Origin of the sequence: Arsenicicoccus dermatophilus, assembly GCF_046267915.1 — a bacterium.
GTDB classification, from domain to species: domain Bacteria; phylum Actinomycetota; class Actinomycetes; order Actinomycetales; family Dermatophilaceae; genus Arsenicicoccus; species Arsenicicoccus dermatophilus_A.
In genome coordinates, this window is record NZ_CP176520.1 from 603,837 (window position 1) to 622,873 (window position 19,037).

Sequence of the window (19,037 nt, forward strand, 5' to 3'; positions counted from 1 at the left end):
ACGATGAAGGTTCTGGTCACCGGCACCGAGGGTTACCTCGGTTGCCTCGTCGCAGCCGAGCTGATGCGCGACGGTCACGACGTCACCGGCGTCGACACGGGCTTCTACGCCCAGGGCTGGCTCTACCACGGCGTCGACCTCGGCGCCCGGACGCTGCGCAAGGACATCCGCCACCTGACGCCGGACGACGTCCGCGGTCACGACGCCGTCGTGCACATGGCCGAGCTGTCCAACGACCCGCTGGGCGCGCTCATCCCGGACGTCACCTACGACGTCAACCACAAGGGCTCGGTCACGCTCGCCGCGCTGGCCAAGCAGGCCGGCGTGGAGCGGTTCGTCTACATGTCCTCCTGCTCGGTCTACGGCGTCGCCGACGGCGTCGTCGACGAGACCTCGCCGGTCAACCCGCAGACGGCCTACGCGGAGTGCAAGGCCCTGGTCGAGCGGGACGTCATGCCGATGGCCGACGACACCTTCTCGCCGACCTTCATGCGCAACGCGACGGCGTACGGCGCCTCCCCGCGCATGCGCTTCGACATCGTGCTCAACAACCTGTCCGGGCTGGCCTGGACCACCAACAAGATCGCGATGACCTCCGACGGCACCCCCTGGCGCCCGCTGGTCCACGCCCTCGACATCGCCAGGTCGATCCGCTGTGCGATCACCGCGCCGCGCGAGACCGTCCACGGCCAGATCTTCAACGTCGGCAAGACCGAGCACAACTGGCGGGTCCGGGAGATCGCCGAGATCGTCGGTGCGGCCTTCCCCGGCTGCGCGGTGACCTTCGGCGACAACGGTGGTGACAACCGGTCCTACCGGGTCAACTTCGACAAGATCGCCACGCAGCTGCCGGGCTACGCGAGCGAGTGGGACGCCGAGCGAGGCGCCAGGCAGCTCGCCGAGGTCTTCGCGACCATCGACCTGGACGAGGCGACCTTCACCGGCCGCGGCCACACCCGCCTCAAGCAGCTGGAGCACCTCATGCGCACCAGGCAGCTCGACGACCAGATGTTCTGGGTCACGCCGGCGGGGAGCGTCCGCTGATGCGTCTGCGCACCTTCGACATCGACGGCCCGGCCCTGATCGACCTCACGCTCCTGGAGGACGACCGCGGCTTCTTCGCGCGGACCTTCTGCGCCCAGGAGTTCCGGGATGCCGGGCTCGACCCCGCCGTCGTCCAGTGCAACATGTCCTACAACCACAAGGCCGGCACGATCCGCGGGCTGCACCAGCAGATCGACCCGGCCCCCGAGGCCAAGCTGGTGCGCTGCATCCGCGGCCGCATCGTCGACGTCATCGTGGACCTGCGCCCGCAGTCCCCGACCTACCTGCAGCACGTCAGGGTCGAGCTCACCGCGGACAACCGGCAGGCGCTGTACGTCCCGGAGTACTTCGCGCACGGCTACCTCACCCTCGAGGACGGCTGCGAGGTGACCTACCAGGTCTCCCACGCCTACACGCCCCACACCGAGCGCGGCTTCCGCTGGGACGACCCGGCCTTCGGGATCGACTGGGGCCGTGAGGTCGAGGTCGTCTCCGACAAGGACGCGCAGTGGCCGCTCTTCGCCGAGCGCGACGACGTCCGCAGGCCCGAGACCATGCCGGCTCCGCGCCAGGCGCAGCTGAAGGAGCAGGCATGATCCTCGTCGACACCGCCCTCGCCCGGCGCGAGCAGGAGGGCAATCCGATCCGGGTCGCCCTCGTGGGCGCGGGCTTCATGGGCCGCGGCTTCGTCAACCAGGTGACGAACTCCGTGCCCGGGATGCAGGTCGTCGCCATCGTCAACCGCACCCGGGCCAACGCCGAGCGGGCCTACACCGAGGCCGGCATCACCGAGTGGCAGGTCGTGGACTGCGCGGCCGCCCTCGACGAGGCGGTGAAGGCCGGCAGGCACGTCATCACCGACGACCACACCGCGGTCACCGGATCCGCCTGCGTCGACGCGATCGTCGAGGCCACCGGCGCGGTGGAGTACGGCGCGCACGTGGTCACCGACGCCATCGAGGGCGGCAAGCACGTCGTCCTGCTCAACGCCGAGGTCGACGGCACCGTCGGCTACGCGCTCCAGCAGCGGGCGCTCGCCAAGGGCGTCGTCCTCACCGGCTGCGACGGCGACCAGCCCGGCGTGCAGATGAACCTCTACCGCTTCGTGCGGTCCATCGGGCTCACTCCGCTGGTCATGGGCAACATCAAGGGCCTGCAGGACGAGTACCGCAACCCCACCACGCAGGAGGGTTTCGCCAGGCAGTGGGGCCAGGACCCCTACATGGTGACGTCCTTCGCGGACGGCACCAAGGTGTCCTTCGAGCAGGCCCTCGTGGCCAACGCGACCGGTATGACGGTGCCGCGGCGCGGACTCAACGGCGCCGACCACCGCGGGCACGTCGACACCGCCACCAGGCTCTACGACGTCGAGGAGCTCAAGCGCCTCGGGGGCGTCGTGGACTACGTCGTGGGCGCCCAGCCCGGGCCCGGCGTCTACTGCTTCGCCACCCATGACGACCCCAGGCAGCAGCACTACCTCAAGCTCTACAAGCTCGGCGACGGACCGTTGTACTCCTTCTACACGCCTTACCACCTGTGCCACTTCGAGGTGCCGCTGACCGTGGCCCGGGCGGTGCTCTTCGGCGACTGTGCCATCACGCCGGCAGGGCCGCCGACCGTGGAGGTCATCACCGTCGCCAAGCGCGACCTGCCCGCCGGGCACACGCTCGACGGCCTCGGGGGCTACGACAGCTACGGGCAGTGCGAGGCCGCGGGCATCACCGCGGCCGAGGACCTGCTGCCCATGGGCGTGGCCGAGGGCTGCGTGCTGACGCGGGACGTGAAGAAGGACGAGTACCTCACCTACGCCGACGTCGAGCTGCCCCCGGGCCGTCTCGTCGACGCGCTGCGCGAGGAGCAGGCCCGCCTGTCCTGAGGCCGGCGCCCCGCACGACGCCCGAGCCCGGTGCTCCCACCTGCTGGTGGGGCGCCGGGCTCCGGCATACGGCCAGGGGCGCTGCTCAGGCGAGGAAGTGCCGGACCGCCGCCACGACCTCGGGGTCGAGCCCGTCGAGGAGCTCCTCCAGGGAGGCCACGTGATAGGAACGCGCGCCCTGCCGGACGCCGGCGAGCACCTCGCGGTCGTCGAACCAGTAACGGTCGGCGGGCACGTCGTCGCGATAGAGCGTCACGCTGCCGAGCGAGCGCGGTCCGACGCCGGGCAGGTCGACCTCCTCGGGGTTGCCGACGCTGAAGTGCGCCGCGACGGGCGGGGCGCTCGGGTCGGACTCCCGCAGCTCGTGCAGCTCGGCCTCCGTGTGGCAGCCGGCGAGCATCTCGGCCAGCAGGACCGGCCCGGCGTGGCTGGGCACGGTGTCGGCGGGGACGGTCCAGGATCGCCCGTCGACCTGCAGGGTCGTCGGGGTCGGCCGGATGACCGTGACGGTCCCGTCGGCCGAGCAGAAGGTGAAGCTCGTCCAGGCCCGCACGTCGCCGGGGTGGTCCAGGGCGAGCCGCGCGAGGTGGAGGCCCGCGTCGTCGCGCAAGACGGTCAGCGAGCCCAGGTCCGTGGCGGTGCGACGACGCACCAGCGCGCCCAGCTTGCGACCCCCGACGTGCACGCTCTCCAGGGAGATGTCCATGGCGGCGACGGTAACGGTCGGTGATGCGGTCCCCAAGCCGGGACCGGATGGCGAAACCCAGCGCGACGTCGGTGGGAAAGGTCACACCATTTCCTGGCGCGGAAGGCCCTCCCGAGCCGCGACGCCGGTCGAGCGGTGGCAGGATGATCGCCGACACGTGACAAGGAGGTCACCATGGAAGACCGTCGACTCGCCGCTCTCGACAAGGTGGTGCGCGCCTGGCTCGAGACGGGCAGCGACCCTGCCTATCTCGCCCAGCAGCACGACACCGTGCGCACGGCGATGCCCACCCTGGCGGATGCGCTGGATCATCTCGTCATCGAGCTCAAGGGCGGTGCGCAGCAGCGCAGCGCCTGAGCTGCGGACCGACCGGGCCGCCGTCGCTCCTCTCGCGAAGCGATGACGGCCCGGGCGCGTCGGGGCAGATCATGGCGACGTCGAACCGACGCCTGGGGCGTACTTCCTGGTGCGTCGCGCCGCGTCGCGTCGTGGTCCGGGGTACGGCGGGCAGGGGGCACCATACCCGCACAGGTGAGGTGCGGGGCCGCGGCCGCTCTGCTGGACCGCGGAAGCACCGTTCGATGAATCGTCGAGTGAACGGCTCTCCCCGCACGACATCGGCCATACCCCGGGAAAGCCCCTACGATTCCCCTGACGCCCGCAGTCGTAGAGAGGAGACCCACGGTGGTCGAGCCCACCCCGGAGGCGGAGGTCTTCACGACGCTCAACGCCCTGGTGCACGAGACCGACGAGCCCACGGAGATCTACGCCTCGATCGTGGCCGCCGCGGTTCATCTCGTGGACGGCTGCGACCACGCGGCGATCATGCTCCACCACCACGACCACTACGTCTGCGCCGCGGTCAGCGACGAGGTCGCCCAGCAGGTCGACGACCTGCAGATCGCGGTCGATGCCGGGCCGTGCATCGACGCGATCGAGCACCAGGACGACGCCATCCAGCTCGACCCCGACCTGAGCCGCGACCCCACCTGGCCCACCCTCGCCGAGCGGGTGCTCGCCGACACGCCCGTGCGCGGGATGATCGGGTGCCGCCTGCGGATCGACGACCGACGCGCCGGTGCCCTGGACTTCTTCAGCGACACGCCCGGCGGGCTCACGCAGCGTTCCGTGGACCAGGCCTCGGTGCTGGCCGCCATGGCGTCGGCGTCGATCGCGACGGTCGTCGCCCGCGAGGAGGCCCGTCACCTCACCCGCGCGCTGGAGAGCTCGCGGGAGATCGGCAAGGCCATCGGCCTGATCATGGCGGCGCGCAAGGTCGACGACCGGCAGGCGTTCGAGGTGCTGCGGACGACCAGCCAGCACCTGAACATGAAGCTCGCCACCGTCGCCGAGGAGATCGTGCGGGGCCAGCGGGCCCAGAGCCGCCGCTGACGCCCGCGGCGCGCCGGCCGACCGGCAGACGTCCGGCCACTGGCTAGGATGAATTCCGACGGCGAGCACCCGGCCCACGTCGGAGGCCGCCCGTCGCACGGGCCTCTAGCTCAGTTGGTCAGAGCTGTGGACTTTTAATCCATAGGTCGTGGGTTCGAGCCCCACGGGGCCCACCGTCCGTCGTCCGGCGACCTGCCCGACGCCTCCCGCCACGTCGCCCGTCCGGGGTGTGGTGCCATGGAGCCATGACCCGTCGCCCCCGCCGCACCGCCGGCAAGCCGCAGAGCGCCGACATCGTCGGTCACCTGACCACGCAGGCCGCGTGGGAGGAGGGCCTCGCCGCGGGCGCCTACACCACCTCGACGTACGGCCGCACGCTCGCGGAGGAGGGCTTCATCCACTGCTCCTCCCCCGAGCAGCTCCCGCAGACCGCGCGACGGTTCTACCGCGACGTGCCCGGGCCCCTGGTCGTGCTGATCATCGAGCCGGCCCTGCTCGGGCGCGCCTACCTCAGGATGGAGCAGGTGGGCGAGGAGATCTTCCCGCACGTCTACGGCGCGCTGCCCCCGGAAGCGGTGATCTCCGTCGTGCCCGCGTGGTTCGAGGACGGGGAGCTGAGGATCGGGCGCTCGCAGGCGTAGAGCACGTCGGGGGGCACGTCACCGCGTGGCACGTCGAGGCGCTCGACGTCGGCATACACCTGGCGCAGCCGCTCCTCGAAGTCCGCCGACGGGGAGGCGGACCAGTAGACGCAGCGCCCGCCAGGGGCCAGCAGCCGGGCGACCGCACGCAGGGCGGGCAGGGCGTAGATCGGGGCGTTGCCCGACGTGACGAGCCACTCGGGGCCGTTGTCGGTGTCCAGGACGATCGCGTCGTAGGTCCGCTCGCAGGTCCGGACGTAGTCCTGCAGCGCCGCCCGCACGATCCGGACCCGGCGGCACCGGCTGGTCGACAGCCCCCAGTGGGCGCGGAACCACCGCTCCCACCAGGCGATCACGAGCGGCTCGATCTCCACGACGTCGATCTCGCCGGCGCCGGTCACGAGCGCCTCGTGCACCGAGGAGCCGACCCCCAGCCCGCCGACGAGCAGCCGGGCCCCGGCGCCGACGTGGGCCAGGGTGTCGCGCACCATCGCCCGCTCGGACACGGTGACCCGGGTGTCCATGAGGAAGACGCCGTTGGCCACCACCTCCAGGTCCGCCCCGTCCGAGCGCAGCACGAGCTCGCCGTTGACGCCCTGCCCCCGGTCCACCACCGTCAGCGGACCGCCGTGCTGCTCACCGAGACTCATGCACACAGATGATCCACCACGCATGCCCTGCGAGCCGGGAGGGTAGGGGCACCAGTGTCCCGAGTCCGCGAACACCTGGAGGAACGATGCCCAGCCCGCTCACCCACCGCGCCGTCGCCCTGGCCCTGGCGCTGGGCGCCGCCACCGCCCCGGTCGTCGCGGACGCCCCCGGCGCCGTGGCCGCGCCGGCACCTGCCGCCGCGCTCGCCCTGCCGGCCGACACCGCCACCCCCACCTCGGCGCCCTCGAGCAGCGCTCCCGCGAGCAAGGGCACCGGCGGTGACCTGACCACGGGTTACGTCCTGGGCGGGGTCATGCTCGCCACGCTGCTCGGGCTGGGGGCCTACTTCCTGCGCGGGCGCCGGAACAAGGGCTGACCTGCCGTACGCCGACGCACCGGCCCCGTCCTCGTCAGCGAGGGCGGGGCTGCTCGCCGCCCGGGGCGGCTGCCACGGTCGCGGCCAGCAGGTCGTCCAGCACCCGCACCACCAGGTCGAGCTCCTCGTCGGTGTAGCCCGCCAGGACCTGGTCGTAGGCCCGGACCAGGGGGGTGAACAGCTCGTCGCTGGTGCGCAGCGCCTGGTCGGTGAGGGTGAGCTCAACGCGGCGGGCGTCCCGGTCGGAGCGAGAGCGGCAGACGTGGCCGCTGCGCTCCATGCGGTCGAGCAGGGCGCTGACCGCGGCGGGGGAGAGCGCGAGCGAGCGACCCAGGTCCCCGGGGCTGACGACCCGGTCGCCGGCCGCGCGGACCAGGCCGATGGCGTGGACGTCGGCGTCGTGCATCCCGCGCCGACGGGCGGCGCGCACCACGTAGGCCTGGCTCCACAGCGTGAGCTCGCGCACCGCGCGCCGCAGCCGGCGGGCAGGGAGCGTCGGGAGGGGGGAATGGTCGGTCATTACCCGTCAGTCTACGGATCGCCCGCCCGGGTCGGGTCCGGTCCACCGCGGCCCGCGGCGCAGCCGCACCGGGCCGCCGGGGGCGAGCACGTCCACCACGTCCGGGCCGCGGGTGGCCACCACCTGGCCCTGCCGGACCAGGACGGACGCGACGGCGCGGACCTCGTCCATGCGGGGTCGCCAGTCGTCGGGCCACAGCGCGCGGGCCACCTCGGAGGGGCAGATCGAGGCGGCGGGCGAGCGAGCGGCGAGCTGCCGCAGGATCGTCCCGGCCACCGACGCCTCGCCACCGGGCGAGGCCTCCTGCGAGCCGACCCGCACCTCGCCCTGCGTCGCGTCCGGGGCGGCGCCCGGTGACCGGCCCGAGCCCTGGGCGGCCCCCGATGCGGCGATCCGGGTGGTTGATGATTCCACGGTCGAAGGATATCGGGCTAGGGTGAACCTCATGGATCGTTGGCTGTCCCTGCTGGTCGCGCGCCGTGACGGCGAGGTGGCCGTCGCCGACCGGGAGGACCCCCGGGCCCGGGACCGGCGTCGCGCCGTCACCGCCGTGGTGACCGTCGTGGGCGCCGCCACCCTCGCCTGGGCCCTGCGGATCGCCCCGGGCGACGCGCTCTTCTATCCCGCGACGCTGGCGCTGGCCGCGGTGTGGGCCCTGGGGGCCCGTCTCGCCGGCCGCCCGCTGCGGGCCACCGGCGAGCACGACTCGCACCACTCGGCCCGGCTCGCCCTGCTCGGCCTGGGCGTGGGGCTCGTCCTGCTCGTGGTCTTCCTGCTGGGCGCGGCCGTCGTCGCGCAGGTCCCGCCGCTGCGCGAGCCCGTCCAGCAGCTGCTCGCCCACGCCGAGTGGGGCTCGCTGCCGGTCGTCCTCGCCATCACCGTCGTCAACGGGATCGTCGAGGAGCTGTTCTTCCGCGGGGCGCTCTACGACGCGCTCGGCGGTCGTCGGGCGATCCTGGTGACCACGGCCGTCTACACCCTGGTCACCGCGCTGTCCGGCATACCCCTGCTCGCCCTGGCCGCCCTCCTGCTCGGTCTCGCCGTCGCGGTGCTGCGCCGCCTCACCCGGGGCGTCCTCGCCCCGGTGCTCGCCCACCTCACCTGGTCGGTCGGGATGCTGCTGCTCCTCGGACCGACCCTGGCCCTCCTGGAGCCTCGATGACCGACGCCGCCTGCGCCCGTCCGGACCGGACCCGCCTCGGGCTCGTCACCGGGGCCACCGGCTACGTCGGCGGCGAGCTCGTCGGCGCCCTGCTCGAGCGTGGCTGGCGGGTCCGGGTGCTCAGCCGCAGCGTGGACAAGGTCCAGGACGCCGACTGGGGCGACCGGGTCGTCGACGGCCCGGCCGCGGCCGGTCAGGTCGAGGTCGTGGCAGGCGACGCCACCGAGGACGCCGACCTGCGCCGTGCCCTGGAGGGCGTCGACGTGGCGTGGTACCTCCTGCACTCGATGGGTGACGCCGACGACTTCCAGCAGGCCGAGCGGGACATGGCCCGGTCCTTCGCCGAGGCGGCGCGCACCTGCGAGGTGAGCCGCATCGTCTACCTCGGTGGTCTGCACCCCGAGGGCGACGAGCTGTCCGAGCACCTCGCCTCCCGGGTCGAGGTCGGCCAGATCCTGATGGCCTCGGGCGTGCCCACCGCCGTCCTGCAGGCCGGGGTGGTGCTGGGCGACCGGTCGCAGTCCTTCGTGATGCTGCGCCACCTCGCCGAGCGGCTGCCCGGTGCGATCGGGCCGAGCTGGCTGCAGAACGAGATCCAGCCCATCGCCGTCGCCGACGTGCTGCACTACCTCGTCACCGCGGCCGACCTGGGGCCCGAGCACAACCGCGAGTTCGACGTCGCCGGGCCGGACGTCGTCAGCTATGCCCAGATGATGAGCCGGTATGCCGAGGCCGTGGGGCTGGGCCCGCGCCTGGTCCTCACCGCGCCGGTCACCACCCCGCGCGCGGCCGCCCGGTGGATCGGGCTGGTCACCCCGGTCCCGCACGCCCTCGCCGAGCCGCTGGTCGGCAGCCTGCTGCACGACACCGTCGCCGACGAGCACGACCTGGCCGACCTGGTGGGCGAGCCCGAGGGCGGGGCGACGGGATTCGAGGACGCCGTGCGCGCGGCCGCCCGAGGGCAGGACACCCGCAGGTGGCGACGCACCCTCGCCGGCACGTCCGCCGCCGTGGCCCTCACCGCAGGGCTCGGCAGCCTGGCCACCGACCCGACCAGCCGGTGGTACCGCCGCCTGGACAAGCCTGCCGTGCAGCCGCCGGGCTGGGTCTTTCCCGTCGTGTGGATGCTGCTCTACGCCGACGTCGCCGTCGTCGGCGCGCTCAGCCTCGCCGACCTCGCCGAGACGGGACGCGAGGACGAGCGCCACGCCTACCTCACGGCGCTCGGGGTCAACCTGGCGCTCAACGCCGGGTGGAGCGCGGTGTTCTTCCGCGGGCACCGGCTGCCCCTGGCCACCGCGGAGGCCGCCCTGCTTGCCCTGTCCAGCGCCGACCTGGTGCGGCGGTCGGGTCGGGTCAGCGCCGAGAAGGCCGTGGTCCTCGCGCCCTACGCCGCCTGGACCGCCTTCGCGACCGTCCTCACCGCCGCCATCGCCCGCCGCAACCGCTGACCCCGCCGGCTACCCCGGCATACCGCTCGACCTGAGGAGGACCCGTGGACGCCGACGTGATCGTGGTGGGGGCCGGGATCGCCGGGCTGCACTGCGCGGGCCGGCTCGCCGCGCGCGGGCTGGACGTGCTCGTGCTGGAGGCCGGGGACGACGTGGGCGGCCGGGTGCGCACGGACGTGATCGACGGCTACCGCTGCGACCGGGGCTTCCAGGTCCTCAACCCCGCCTATCCGCGGATCCGCTCGGACGTGGACGTCGACGCCCTCGACCTGCGGACCTTCGGGCGAGGGGTGGGCGTGCTGCGCGACCAGGGCCGCGCCGTCGTGGCCGACCCGCTGCGGCACCCCGACCGGCTGCTCGACACCCTGCGCTCGGGCTACCTCACCCCGCGACAGCTCCTCGGGGCGGCCCGCTGGGTGCTGCCCGCCCTCGGCCCGGTGGCCGCGCTCGCCGACGGCGACGAGGGGTGGGGCGCCTCGCTCGACCGCTGCGGCGCGCAGGGGCCGCTGCGCCACGAGGTGATCGAGCGCTTCCTCGCCGGGACGATCCTGGAGAGCGAGGGCTCGTCCTCGGCGGCCTACGTCCGGCTGCTCGTGCGGTCCTTCGTCCGGGCGACCCCCGGCGTCCCGGCCGAGGGTATGTCGGCGCTCCCGCGCCAGCTCGCGGCCCGGCTGTCCCGACCGGTCCGGACCGGGGCGCGCGTCGACGGGGTCGCCCGCGACGGCGATGGCGCGGTGGTGCACGCGGGCGGGGAGAGCCTGCGGGCCCGCCAGGTCGTGGTGGCCGTGGACCCGCGCGAGGTCGGCCGGCTCACCCCGCTGCCCGCCGTGGCGACCAAGCCGCTGGTGACCTGGTGGTTCGCCACCGAGGAGCGCCCGACCGCCACGGACCTGCTGCTCCTGGACGCCCGCAGCCGACGCGGCCCGCTCGTCAACACCGCCGTGATGACCAACGCGGCGCCGAGCTACGCCCCGCCCGGACGGCACCTGGTGCAGGCCACCGCGGTGGAGCAGGGCTGCCGGGCGACCGAGGCGGACGTGCGCGCCCAGCTCGCCGAGCTCCATGCGTGCGACACCCGCGGCTGGGACCTGGTGGTGCGGCACGACGTGACCGACGCCCTGCCCGTCCAGCCGTCTCCGGTGCAGCTGCGCCGGCCCCTGGCGCTGGACGAGGCCACGGTGGTCTGCGGGGACCATCGGGACACCGCGTCGCTGCAGGGCGCGCTGGTGTCGGGCGTCCGCGCCGCCGCGCTGGTCGCCGCCCGGTGCGGCCGGTGACCGCCACCGAGCAGGCGAGCCACGTCCAGGTGGGGCACGCGGACGCAGGACCGGACGCAGGACCGTCCGCAAGCCGGGGCCTGCGGATCTCCGTGGTGATCCCGGTGCGCGACGACGCCGCCCTGCTCGAGCGCTGCCTGCGCTCCCTGCAGTCGCAGACCCGGCGGCCGTGGGAGGTCGTCGTGGTCGACAACGCCAGCTCCGACGACTCGACCGACGTCGCCCGCCGGCACGGCGCCCGCGTCGTGGCCGAGCCGGTCCGCGGCATCCCGGCGGCCGCGGCCCGCGGCTACGACAACGTCACCGGCGAGATCATCGCCCGCTGCGACGCCGACTCGGTGCTGCCCGCCGACTGGATCGCCCGGATCCACGACCGCTTCGAGCAGGACCCCACCCTCGACGCGCTCACCGGGCCGGGTCGGTTCTACGACCTGCCCCGCCCCTGGGCCGGCCCTGCCGCGGTGCTGTATGCCGTGGGGGCCTTCGGCGCGACGGGATCGGCGCTCGCCGGCATACCGCTGTGGGGCTCCAACATGGCGCTGCGCCGCACGACCTGGGAATCGGTGCGACACCTGGTCACCCGCACCGACCCGGACGTGCACGACGACCTCGACCTGTCCATGGCGCTCGGGCCGGACGCCCGGGTGCGGCTGGACCCCCGCCTGCAGGTGGCTGTCGCCGGGCGGATCTTCGCCTCCCGCGCGCAGGCCTGGCGTCGCGTGCACATGGCGATGCGCACGCTGCGGCGCGGCTGGGCCCAGGGTGGCTCCCCGGGGCGGCGCTGGCTGGCCCGGTGCGGGTGGACCCGGTGGGCCGACCTGCCCGTGCGACCGGCTGCGCCGCCGCAGGAGGAGGTGGTCCTGCTCGACGCCCGGGGACGGGCCCTCGGCACCGCCCCCAAGGCCGCGGTCCACCACGAGGACACGCCGCTGCACCTGGCCTTCTCCTGCTACGTCGTCGACGACGCCGGGCGGGTGCTGATGTCCCGCCGGGCCTGGGACAAGGCGACCTTCCCCGGGCTGGTGACCAACACGGTGTGCGGCCACCCCGCACCCGGGGAGCCCCTCGCCGAGGCCGTGCGGCGGCGCGCCCGCACCGAGCTGGGCCTGGCCCTCGACGAGGTGCGGGTGGTGCTGCCGGACTTCGCCTACCGCGCCGAGATGGACGGGGTCGTCGAGCACGAGCTGTGCCCGGTGCACGTCGCCCCGGTGGCGGGCTCCGCCGCACTGCAGCCCGACCCCGCGGAGGTCGCCGAGACCTGGTGGGAGCCCTGGCCCGCGCTGCGCAACGGGGTGCTCGCCGGCGACCGGGAGGTCTCGCCGTGGTGCGCCGAGCAGGTGGCGCTGCTCGCCGGGCTGCCCGACGACCCGCGCCGCTGGCCGACTGCCGACCTGGCGGCGCTGCCGCCGGCCGCGGCGGCGTCCCCGAACGACGCGCCCCCGTCCGCCGCGCCCCCGACCGACGTGAGCATCGGCGCCGCGTCACCTGTCGACAAGGCATGAGCTGGGCCTGGCTGGACGGTCAGGACCGGTGGCGCGGCACCGACGTGCTGCGGCTGGCGGCCGCAGCATCCGTGCCGGTCGTCGCCGTGACCTACGGCACCGCCGCTGGGCTCGCCCTCGCGCTCGTCCTGGGCGGGTGCATGCTGCTGCGGTTCGTCGACCTGCCGGGACCGGTCGACCTCGCCGGGCAGGCCTGCTTCCTCGCCTCGGGGTGGTGGGCTGCGGCGAGGACCTTCGAGCGGGTGCCGCACCTGGACCTGGTCTCCCACGCCGGGTGCGGTCTGGTGCTCGGGGTGCTGGTGGTGCGGTTGACCGGCGCAGCCGGTCCGACATACGGGCAGGTGCTCCGGACGGTGCTCCTGGTGCTGGTCCTCGGGGTCGTGTGGGAGCTGGGGGAGCTGGCCGGGCACCGGTGGCTGGCGGAGCGGATCGAGGTCGGGGGCCTGGACACCGTGGGCGACCTGGTCGCCGACACGCTCGGTGGGCTGGTCGGTGCGACCTGGGGGCTCGCGCGACCGCCCCGCCGGCTGGGTCAGGTGTGGCGGAGGAGCGGGTGAGGATGGTGGTGTCGATGGTGGAGGACAGGACTACCATGGTCGCCCTCGCTGCCGCGTGCGGTGCTCAAGACGGGTCGTCTTCGACGCTGTTCCCGTCCGTGGCATCTTCGCCCAGGTCAGCGGCGGGAAGACCCCGTCTTCCAGGAGCCTGTGGCTGGCGGGAAGTGATGGTGATGGAAGTGGTGGCGACCAGCCAGAAAGCCCGCAGGGGTGTACCAGGGCCGGCAACCCAGACCAGACCTCGGCACAGGCCTCGAGACGCGCTCTTCGACACGACCGTCAGCGAGAACGACAGCAGCCCCGTTCCATGGTGGCGCATGCGGCTGCGTCAGTCGGCGGGTTCCTTGGGTGCGACGGTGAGCTGGCCACCGAGGGCGTCGACGACTCTGGCGATGGTGTGGAAGGACGGGTTGCCGGTCGTGCTGAGCGACGTGTAGAGAGACTCGCGGCCGACGCCGTCGGCGCGGGCGACCTCTGCCATGCCCTGGGCCTTGGCGATGTCACCGAGGGCGGCTTGGAGCCGGGCGGGTCCACCGCTGCGGGCGCTCAGAAGGGCCGGGCTGGCTGGGTCCTGCATGACGAGATCGGCTCGAACCGCCACCCCTGTGGAAGCACCCCCGCCGTGACCGGCGCGGTCGTGACGCCGCGCGCCGTCGGCCGACTGGGAGGTATGACGAAAGACGGCCTGGTGCGGCCCGGCGCCTCAGCGGGCGGTCCGGGCGGACACCGCCGGCACGGAGGTGGGCATGCGGGTCGGCGCGGGGGAGGGCGTGCCGACCGGCGCGAGGGACGGGCCGCGGACCGGCTCGAGCGGACCCATGGAGTAGATCTCGACCACGTCGCCCGCGCCCAGGAAGCTCCACGGGAGGGTGAGGTAGCCGCCGTCGCCCCAGGCCGTGCCCCAGGTGTTCTGCAGGGTCATGCCCTTCTCGTCGTAGGCGACGACCGCGAGCTCGTGACCGCCGATCACGTCGCCGGAGGCGGTGTAGGTGTAGCTGCGGGCGGTCTCGGCGTCCATGTCGACGAAGTTCTGGCGCAGGCGCATCCCGATGAGGGCGGGATAGCCGTTGTTGATGGCCGCCTTGATCGCCGGGATCGCCATGCTGGGTCGCAACGGGATCTGCCGGTAGCCGGAGAGCTTGTAGTTGGCGGCGTTGCTCCGGTCCTCCTGGGTCGGCCTGCTGCTCCAGTCGTGGTCGCCGTGGCTGTAGTGCTCGCGGGTGTCGATGCCCTGCTCCATCAGCACCGAGAACGACCGGGGGGCCGAGGAGCCCTGGTCCACACCGTTGTTGACCTGGGAGTAGACGTACATCGGGGCCATGGGGGCGCCCGGGCGGCCGGCCTTGTTCATCAGGATCCCGTAGGCGCTGTAGCCGAGCGCCCAGGCGACGCAGGACTGCACGTTGCCCTGGTTGCCGGGCGGCAGCACGTAGGCCCGCAGGTCGCCGACCTCGGCGGCCACGGTGCGACCCATCGGCACCTTCCCCACGGTGGTGACCTGGGTGACCGGCGGGCGGGCGGCGATCTCGGCGAGGTCCAGGCCGGAGTGCTGCCGCGGGGTCGACATCGGTCCGGCGTGGATCATCGTGGGGGCGAAGGAGCCGGGCGTGGTCGCGGTCGGAGCCACCGGGGCGGGTGCGGGTGGCGCGGCAGCCGTGGCCGGGCCGGCGCCCGCCAGACCGAGGCTCAGGACGAGAGCGGTCAGGGACACGATGCGGCGATGGTGCACGGTTCCTCCTGGGGTCGACCGTCGGGCGAGGTCAGGTCTCGACCACGTCGTGGGGCAACGGTATTGACCCCGGACGTGTCCCGCCGAGGTCGACGCGATCGACCGTGCCCACGGACGTCAGCCGAGCAGCCACCGCGCGATCAGCAGCTGGGTGAGCAGGAAGCCCACCAGGTAGTTGACCCACAGGAAGCGCCGCCACCCGGCGTTGGCGCGGGGGGCGTCCTCGTCGGTGAGGTCCAGGTAGGGACGGACCAGCCACAGGTAGGGCAGCACGAGCAGCCCGGCGAGCACGCCCCACCGTCCGGTGGTGGCGAGCAGCAGTCCGGCCAGCACGTAGGCCGCGGCGCTGAGCCGCACCGTCGCCCGGGCCCCGACGACCGTCGCCACCGAGCCGATCCCGGCCTGCCGGTCCGGGCCGATGTCCTGCACCGCCCCGAAGGCGTGGCTGGCCATGCCCCACAGGAAGTACGCGACCAGCGCGACCCAGCCCTGCCAGGGCAGGTGCTCGCCGGTGAGCACGACGCCGTAGACCGCCGGCCCGACGAAGTGGGTGCTGGACGTCGCCGAGTCCACGAAGGCCCGCTCCTTGAACCGCAGCCCGGGCGCCGAGTAGGCCACCACGGCGGCGACGGTCCCGAGCAGCACCAGGCCGGCGAGCGGCGAGCCGTGGGCCAGCAGCCACAGCACGAAGGGCACGGGCAGCAGCGACGCGGTCCACACGGTGGCGCGGTGCAGCGACCGGTCCAGGACCACGCCCTCGACGCCGCCCTTGCGCGGGTTGCGCAGGTCGGACTCGTAGTCGAAGACGTCGTTCACGCCATACATGAGCAGGTTGTAGGGCACCAGGAAGAACCCGATGCCGACGGCTGCGCGCAGGTCCAGGCGTCCGGTGGTCAGCAGGTAGGCCGCGCCGAAGGGATAGGCGGTGTTGACCCAGCTGAGCGGGCGGGAGGACGCGACCAGGCGCCCGAGCGTGCGGATCACGAGTCCTCCTCGGCGGTCGGGGGGCTGGTCCGCCAGCGGCGCCACAGCACGGGCAGCAGCACGAGCACGCCGAGGGGATAGGCCAGGTCCTCGACCGGGGCCCGCCCGAGCAGCAGCCCCGTCCGGTGCTCCGGGGCGTAGTCGAACAGGCCGGCCGCGATCATCAGGTTGTCGAAGACCACGGTGAGCAGCAGCAGCCCGCCCGCCGCGACGAGCGGGGCCAGGGCCGGAGCCCGCCCGCGCAGGCCGCGGCCCGCCCAGGCGGCCCCCGCGACGGCCAGCCCTAGCATGACCAGGTCGAGCAGCGTGAAGGTCACCGAGCCCCCCGCCGGGCGTGGGCCAGGCGCTCGCCGCCGCACCACAGGCACATCGTGGTCCAGGACAGCAGCAGCAGGAAGAACAGCTCCTCCACCGGCAGCTCGGGCGCCACCTGCAGGCCGGTCATCCAGCGGGTCTGTCCGCGGAAGAAGATCCCCAGCGCGATCCCCGCCAGGTCCCACGCCACGAGATAGGCCACCCCGACGGCGAGGACGGCGAGCGCGGCGCGGGGGCTGCGCCACACGAACAGCCGCCACCGCCGGTCGATCGTGGCCACGCCGGCCAGGGACAGGAGCAGGCAGACGAGATAGGCGAGTGCGCTCACGCGGCCACCGTATGCCGGGAGAGCAGCGTCCGGGCCGCCGTGGTCGCCTTGACCCGGGTGGGCACGACCAGGCGGTGGGAGAAGACGTCGTAGTCCGCCTCCTCGATCAGGTCGAGGATCTGGGCGTAGAGACGGCGCGCGGTCGCCACGCAGCGGGCGCTCGCCGGGGGGAGCAGGGGGATGCCGCGGTCGGCCTCGGCATACAGCGTGCGGTTGCGCTCGATCTGGTGGCGCAGCATGGCCCGCCACTGCGGGGTCACCTCGCGCCGGTGCGGGTCGGCCCCGAAGGAGCGCAGGTCCTCCTGGGGGAGGTAGACCCGGCCGCGGTCCAGGTCCTCGGCCACGTCGCGCAGGAAGTTCGTCAGCTGGAAGGCCTCGCCGAGCGCACGGGCCGGGCCGAGCGCGTCGGGGGAGGAGGGCTGCAGGACGGGCAGCATCATCTCGCCGATGACGGCGGCCGACCCGTCCATGTAGGCGCGCAGGTCGGACCAGGTCTGGTAGCGGGTGGTGGTGAGGTCCTGGGCCATGGCACCGAAAAACCGGTCCAGGGGCTCCTCGCCGATCCCCAGGTGGCGCAGGGAGCGGGCCACGGCGGCCAGCACCGGGTCCGCCGCCTCGCCGGACCGGACGGCGTCGGTCACCCGCCGCCGGAAGGCGTCCAGGCGCCGCTCGGTCTCCGGCACCCGGTGCGGTGCCGACGCCTCGGGGGCGTCCACGATGTCGTCGGCGGCCCGGCACAGCGCATAGACCGCGTGGACGTGGCGCCGGCGCTCGGCCGGGAGCAGGGTGACGCCCCAGAAGTACGTCGTGCCGTGGCGGCGGGTGATCGCCGCGCAGCGCGAGTAGCCCTCGCGCAGCCGCGGGTCCAGGGTCGCCGTCACCGCCCGGGGCCGCCTGCCGTGAGGGCGTCCACCCGGTCCGCGGCGAGCTTGCCGCTGACCAGGACCATGGGCACGCCGACCCCCGGGATGGTCCCGGACCCGGCGAGGACCAGGCCGGGAGCGCGCCGCTCCAGGTTGCCCGGACGGAAGGGCCCGGTCTGGGCGAAGGTGTGCGCCAGCGCGAAGGGGGTGCCGCGGGCCATCCCGAGCCGCTGCCAGTCCAGCGGGGTGAACAGCTCCTCGGCGACCACGTCGGTGGGATAGCCCTCGGTCTGCAGGAACTCGCCCAGGCGCTCGCGCATCGGGCCGGCCTCGCGGTCCCAGTCGATGCCGCCGTCCAGGTGGGGGACCGGCTCCAGGACGTACATCGTCGTGCCGCCCGGGGCCGCGAGCGTGGGGTCGGTGATCGACGGGACGGTGACCAGGCGCGAGGGGTCCGGCATCAGGGTGCGCCGCCGGAGCAGGGCCTCGAAGGCCTCGTCCCACTCCCGGCCGAAGTGGATGTTGTGGTGACCGACGTGCTCCGGCGCGGGCGAGGAGGCGCCCACGTGCCACACCACCGCCGAGGGCGAGTAGGTGCCGTGGGTCACCGCCCGTGGCGGGGTGAGGTCGGGCAGCAGCAGCGCGTAGGCCACCGGCAGGTCCAGCGTGCAGACCACCGCGTCGGCGTGCAGGGTCTCGCCCGACGCGAGTTCGACGCCGGTGACCGGGTGACCCTCGCCCGGGCCACCCGCGCGCAGCAGCCGCACGACGGTGCTGTCGTAGCGCAGGTCCACCCCGGCGCGTCGGGCGGCGGTGTCCAGGGCGGCCGGGATGGCGCCCATCCCGCCGTCGGGGAAGTACACCCCCTCGATGGAGTCCATGTAGGTGATCACGGCGTAGATCGCCAGGGCCGTCTCCGGGGGCAGCCCGGCATACATCGCCTGGAAGGTGAACAGCCGGTGCAGCCGCTGGTCGTGGAAGAAGCTGCGGATCGTGGGCCCGAGCCGCCGCAGGCCCCCGAGCCGCAGCAGGGTCGTGGAGGCGCCAAGGGGGCGGGCCAGGTCCAGCGGCGAGTCGAAGTTGCGGTCGATGTAGTGCGGCATCTCCACGGCGTAGAGCTCGCGCAGCCAGGCCACGAAGCGGTCGAAGGCGACGGCGTCCCGGTCGCCGCAGGTGCTGCGGATCTCCTCACGCATCGCCTCGTGCCCGTGCCGCACGCGGATCTGGCTGCCGTCGTGGAAGCGTGCCCGGTAGGCCGGGTCCAGGACCCGCATCGGCACCAGGTCGGCGACCGAGGAGCCCACGGCCTGCAACGCGTCGTCGAGCAGGCCCGGCATGGTCATCACCGTGGGGCCGGTGTCGAAGGTGAAGCCGCCGTGGGTGGATCGCCCGGCGCGACCGCCAGGCCCGCTCTCCCGCTCGACGACGGTCACCTGGTGCCCCCGGCCGCGCAGGTGGCAGGCGGCCGAGAGCCCGGCCAGCCCGGCGCCGACGACCAGGACGTCAGCCATGCCGTCGCTCCCCGCTCCGGCGCGAACCGGGTGCGGCAGGGGACGGGGCGCGCCTTGTTTCGACCATGGAATGATTAGATACTGAAAAGACCCATCTCGCGAGTCCGTCCGCTGGGCGGCACCTCGCCGGGCCACCTGCCAGGAGGAGACGC

23 protein-coding genes and 1 tRNA gene are annotated in these 19,037 nt (G+C 73.8%); 13 read left to right on the forward strand and 11 right to left on the reverse strand.

Going from position 1 to position 19,037, the window contains the following annotated elements; translation table 11 throughout:
- Nucleotides 1–3 precede the first annotated feature (3 nt).
- The 3 genes from ACK2IS_RS03175 to ACK2IS_RS03185 are packed head-to-tail and all read left to right on the forward strand — an operon-like array spanning nt 4 to nt 2,920.
- Nucleotides 4–1,044 carry an NAD-dependent epimerase/dehydratase family protein gene (locus tag ACK2IS_RS03175; protein WP_409484713.1) on the forward strand — a complete coding sequence of 347 codons (1,041 nt, stop codon included), beginning with the start codon at nt 4–6 and terminating at the stop codon, nt 1,042–1,044.
- Complete coding sequence (gene rfbC, locus ACK2IS_RS03180; RefSeq protein WP_409484714.1) at nt 1,044–1,640, forward strand: dTDP-4-dehydrorhamnose 3,5-epimerase; 597 nt, start codon at nt 1,044–1,046, stop codon at nt 1,638–1,640. The genes ACK2IS_RS03175 and rfbC overlap by 1 nt, the downstream gene beginning before the upstream one ends.
- Entirely contained in the window at nt 1,637–2,920 is a 1,284-nt protein-coding gene (locus tag ACK2IS_RS03185; RefSeq protein WP_409484715.1) for an NAD(P)H-dependent oxidoreductase, read from the forward strand. Before rfbC ends, ACK2IS_RS03185 begins: the two co-directional genes overlap by 4 nt.
- An 85-nt stretch (nt 2,921–3,005) precedes the next feature.
- On the opposite strand, the gene ACK2IS_RS03190 is transcribed toward ACK2IS_RS03185, so the two are convergent.
- A complete protein-coding gene (locus tag ACK2IS_RS03190) occupies nt 3,006–3,626 on the reverse strand; it encodes a hypothetical protein (protein ID WP_409484716.1) in 621 nt (206 codons plus the stop codon).
- A 174-nt stretch (nt 3,627–3,800) separates the two neighbouring features.
- Here ACK2IS_RS03190 and ACK2IS_RS03195 point away from each other — a divergent pair, with 174 nt between their 5' ends.
- From ACK2IS_RS03195 to ACK2IS_RS03210, 4 genes are all read left to right on the forward strand, one after another.
- Nucleotides 3,801–3,983 (forward strand): hypothetical protein, encoded by a 183-nt coding sequence (locus ACK2IS_RS03195; RefSeq protein WP_409484717.1) that lies wholly within the window; start codon nt 3,801–3,803, stop codon nt 3,981–3,983.
- A 327-nt stretch (nt 3,984–4,310) separates the two neighbouring features.
- Nucleotides 4,311–5,018: a GAF and ANTAR domain-containing protein gene (locus ACK2IS_RS03200; RefSeq protein WP_409484718.1), complete on the forward strand. Its 708-nt coding sequence runs from the start codon at nt 4,311–4,313 to the stop codon at nt 5,016–5,018.
- A 99-nt stretch (nt 5,019–5,117) separates the two neighbouring features.
- Nucleotides 5,118–5,191: transfer RNA gene (locus ACK2IS_RS03205), tRNA-Lys, on the forward strand.
- 72 nt (nt 5,192–5,263) lie between these two features.
- Nucleotides 5,264–5,659, forward strand: a complete 396-nt coding sequence (locus tag ACK2IS_RS03210; protein ID WP_409484719.1) for a DUF952 domain-containing protein — start codon at nt 5,264–5,266, stop codon at nt 5,657–5,659.
- On the opposite strand, the gene ACK2IS_RS03215 is transcribed toward ACK2IS_RS03210, so the two are convergent.
- On the reverse strand, nt 5,569–6,309 hold the full coding sequence (locus tag ACK2IS_RS03215; protein ID WP_409484720.1) for a spermidine synthase: 741 nt from the start codon (nt 6,307–6,309) through the stop codon (nt 5,569–5,571). The genes ACK2IS_RS03210 and ACK2IS_RS03215 overlap by 91 nt on opposite strands.
- 86 nt (nt 6,310–6,395) lie before the next feature.
- Here ACK2IS_RS03215 and ACK2IS_RS03220 point away from each other — a divergent pair, with 86 nt between their 5' ends.
- Nucleotides 6,396–6,686 (forward strand): LPXTG cell wall anchor domain-containing protein, encoded by a 291-nt coding sequence (locus tag ACK2IS_RS03220; RefSeq protein WP_409484721.1) that lies wholly within the window; start codon nt 6,396–6,398, stop codon nt 6,684–6,686.
- A gap of 34 nt (nt 6,687–6,720) precedes the next feature.
- Here the strand turns inward: ACK2IS_RS03220 and ACK2IS_RS03225 are convergent, their stop codons facing one another.
- Both ACK2IS_RS03225 and ACK2IS_RS03230 read right to left on the reverse strand, forming a co-directional pair.
- Entirely contained in the window at nt 6,721–7,206 is a 486-nt protein-coding gene (locus tag ACK2IS_RS03225; protein ID WP_409484722.1) for a MarR family winged helix-turn-helix transcriptional regulator, read from the reverse strand.
- A 6-nt stretch (nt 7,207–7,212) separates the two neighbouring features.
- Nucleotides 7,213–7,620 (reverse strand): DUF3253 domain-containing protein, encoded by a 408-nt coding sequence (locus ACK2IS_RS03230; RefSeq protein WP_409484723.1) that lies wholly within the window; start codon nt 7,618–7,620, stop codon nt 7,213–7,215.
- 31 nt (nt 7,621–7,651) lie between these two features.
- On the opposite strand from ACK2IS_RS03230, the gene ACK2IS_RS03235 reads away from it, so the two are divergent.
- The 5 genes from ACK2IS_RS03235 to ACK2IS_RS03255 are packed head-to-tail and all read left to right on the forward strand — an operon-like array spanning nt 7,652 to nt 13,155.
- Nucleotides 7,652–8,368, forward strand: a complete 717-nt coding sequence (locus ACK2IS_RS03235; RefSeq protein WP_409484724.1) for a CPBP family intramembrane glutamic endopeptidase — start codon at nt 7,652–7,654, stop codon at nt 8,366–8,368.
- Nucleotides 8,365–9,819 (forward strand): tryptophan-rich sensory protein, encoded by a 1,455-nt coding sequence (locus ACK2IS_RS03240; RefSeq protein WP_409484725.1) that lies wholly within the window; start codon nt 8,365–8,367, stop codon nt 9,817–9,819. Before ACK2IS_RS03235 ends, ACK2IS_RS03240 begins: the two co-directional genes overlap by 4 nt.
- Before the next feature lie 44 nt (nt 9,820–9,863).
- Entirely contained in the window at nt 9,864–11,096 is a 1,233-nt protein-coding gene (locus tag ACK2IS_RS03245; protein WP_409484726.1) for an NAD(P)/FAD-dependent oxidoreductase, read from the forward strand.
- A complete protein-coding gene (gene idi, locus ACK2IS_RS03250) occupies nt 11,093–12,598 on the forward strand; it encodes an isopentenyl-diphosphate Delta-isomerase (protein ID WP_409484727.1) in 1,506 nt (501 codons plus the stop codon). Before ACK2IS_RS03245 ends, idi begins: the two co-directional genes overlap by 4 nt.
- On the forward strand, nt 12,595–13,155 hold the full coding sequence (locus ACK2IS_RS03255) for a hypothetical protein (protein WP_409484728.1): 561 nt from the start codon (nt 12,595–12,597) through the stop codon (nt 13,153–13,155). Before idi ends, ACK2IS_RS03255 begins: the two co-directional genes overlap by 4 nt.
- A 328-nt stretch (nt 13,156–13,483) precedes the next feature.
- On the opposite strand, the gene ACK2IS_RS03260 is transcribed toward ACK2IS_RS03255, so the two are convergent.
- The 7 genes from ACK2IS_RS03260 to ACK2IS_RS03290 all read right to left on the reverse strand — a co-directional run bounded on the left by ACK2IS_RS03260 (nt 13,484) and on the right by ACK2IS_RS03290 (nt 18,885).
- Entirely contained in the window at nt 13,484–13,732 is a 249-nt protein-coding gene (locus tag ACK2IS_RS03260; RefSeq protein ID WP_409484729.1) for an addiction module antidote protein, read from the reverse strand.
- A 126-nt stretch (nt 13,733–13,858) separates the two neighbouring features.
- The gene (locus tag ACK2IS_RS03265) at nt 13,859–14,884 is read right to left on the reverse strand and encodes a C1 family peptidase (protein WP_409484730.1); all 1,026 of its coding nucleotides are present in this window, start codon (nt 14,882–14,884) and stop codon (nt 13,859–13,861) included.
- 117 nt (nt 14,885–15,001) lie between these two features.
- Nucleotides 15,002–15,868 (reverse strand): prenyltransferase, encoded by an 867-nt coding sequence (locus ACK2IS_RS03270; protein WP_409484731.1) that lies wholly within the window; start codon nt 15,866–15,868, stop codon nt 15,002–15,004.
- Entirely contained in the window at nt 15,865–16,185 is a 321-nt protein-coding gene (locus tag ACK2IS_RS03275) for a lycopene cyclase domain-containing protein (protein WP_409484732.1), read from the reverse strand. Before ACK2IS_RS03275 ends, ACK2IS_RS03270 begins: the two co-directional genes overlap by 4 nt.
- Nucleotides 16,182–16,511, reverse strand: coding sequence for a lycopene cyclase domain-containing protein (locus ACK2IS_RS03280; RefSeq protein ID WP_409484733.1), 330 nt, complete (start codon nt 16,509–16,511; stop codon nt 16,182–16,184). Before ACK2IS_RS03280 ends, ACK2IS_RS03275 begins: the two co-directional genes overlap by 4 nt.
- Nucleotides 16,508–17,392 carry a phytoene/squalene synthase family protein gene (locus ACK2IS_RS03285; protein ID WP_409484734.1) on the reverse strand — a complete coding sequence of 295 codons (885 nt, stop codon included), beginning with the start codon at nt 17,390–17,392 and terminating at the stop codon, nt 16,508–16,510. Before ACK2IS_RS03285 ends, ACK2IS_RS03280 begins: the two co-directional genes overlap by 4 nt.
- Nucleotides 17,389–18,885, reverse strand: coding sequence for a phytoene desaturase family protein (locus tag ACK2IS_RS03290; RefSeq protein ID WP_409484735.1), 1,497 nt, complete (start codon nt 18,883–18,885; stop codon nt 17,389–17,391). The genes ACK2IS_RS03285 and ACK2IS_RS03290 overlap by 4 nt, the downstream gene beginning before the upstream one ends.
- Nucleotides 18,886–19,037: the final 152 nt, after the last annotated feature.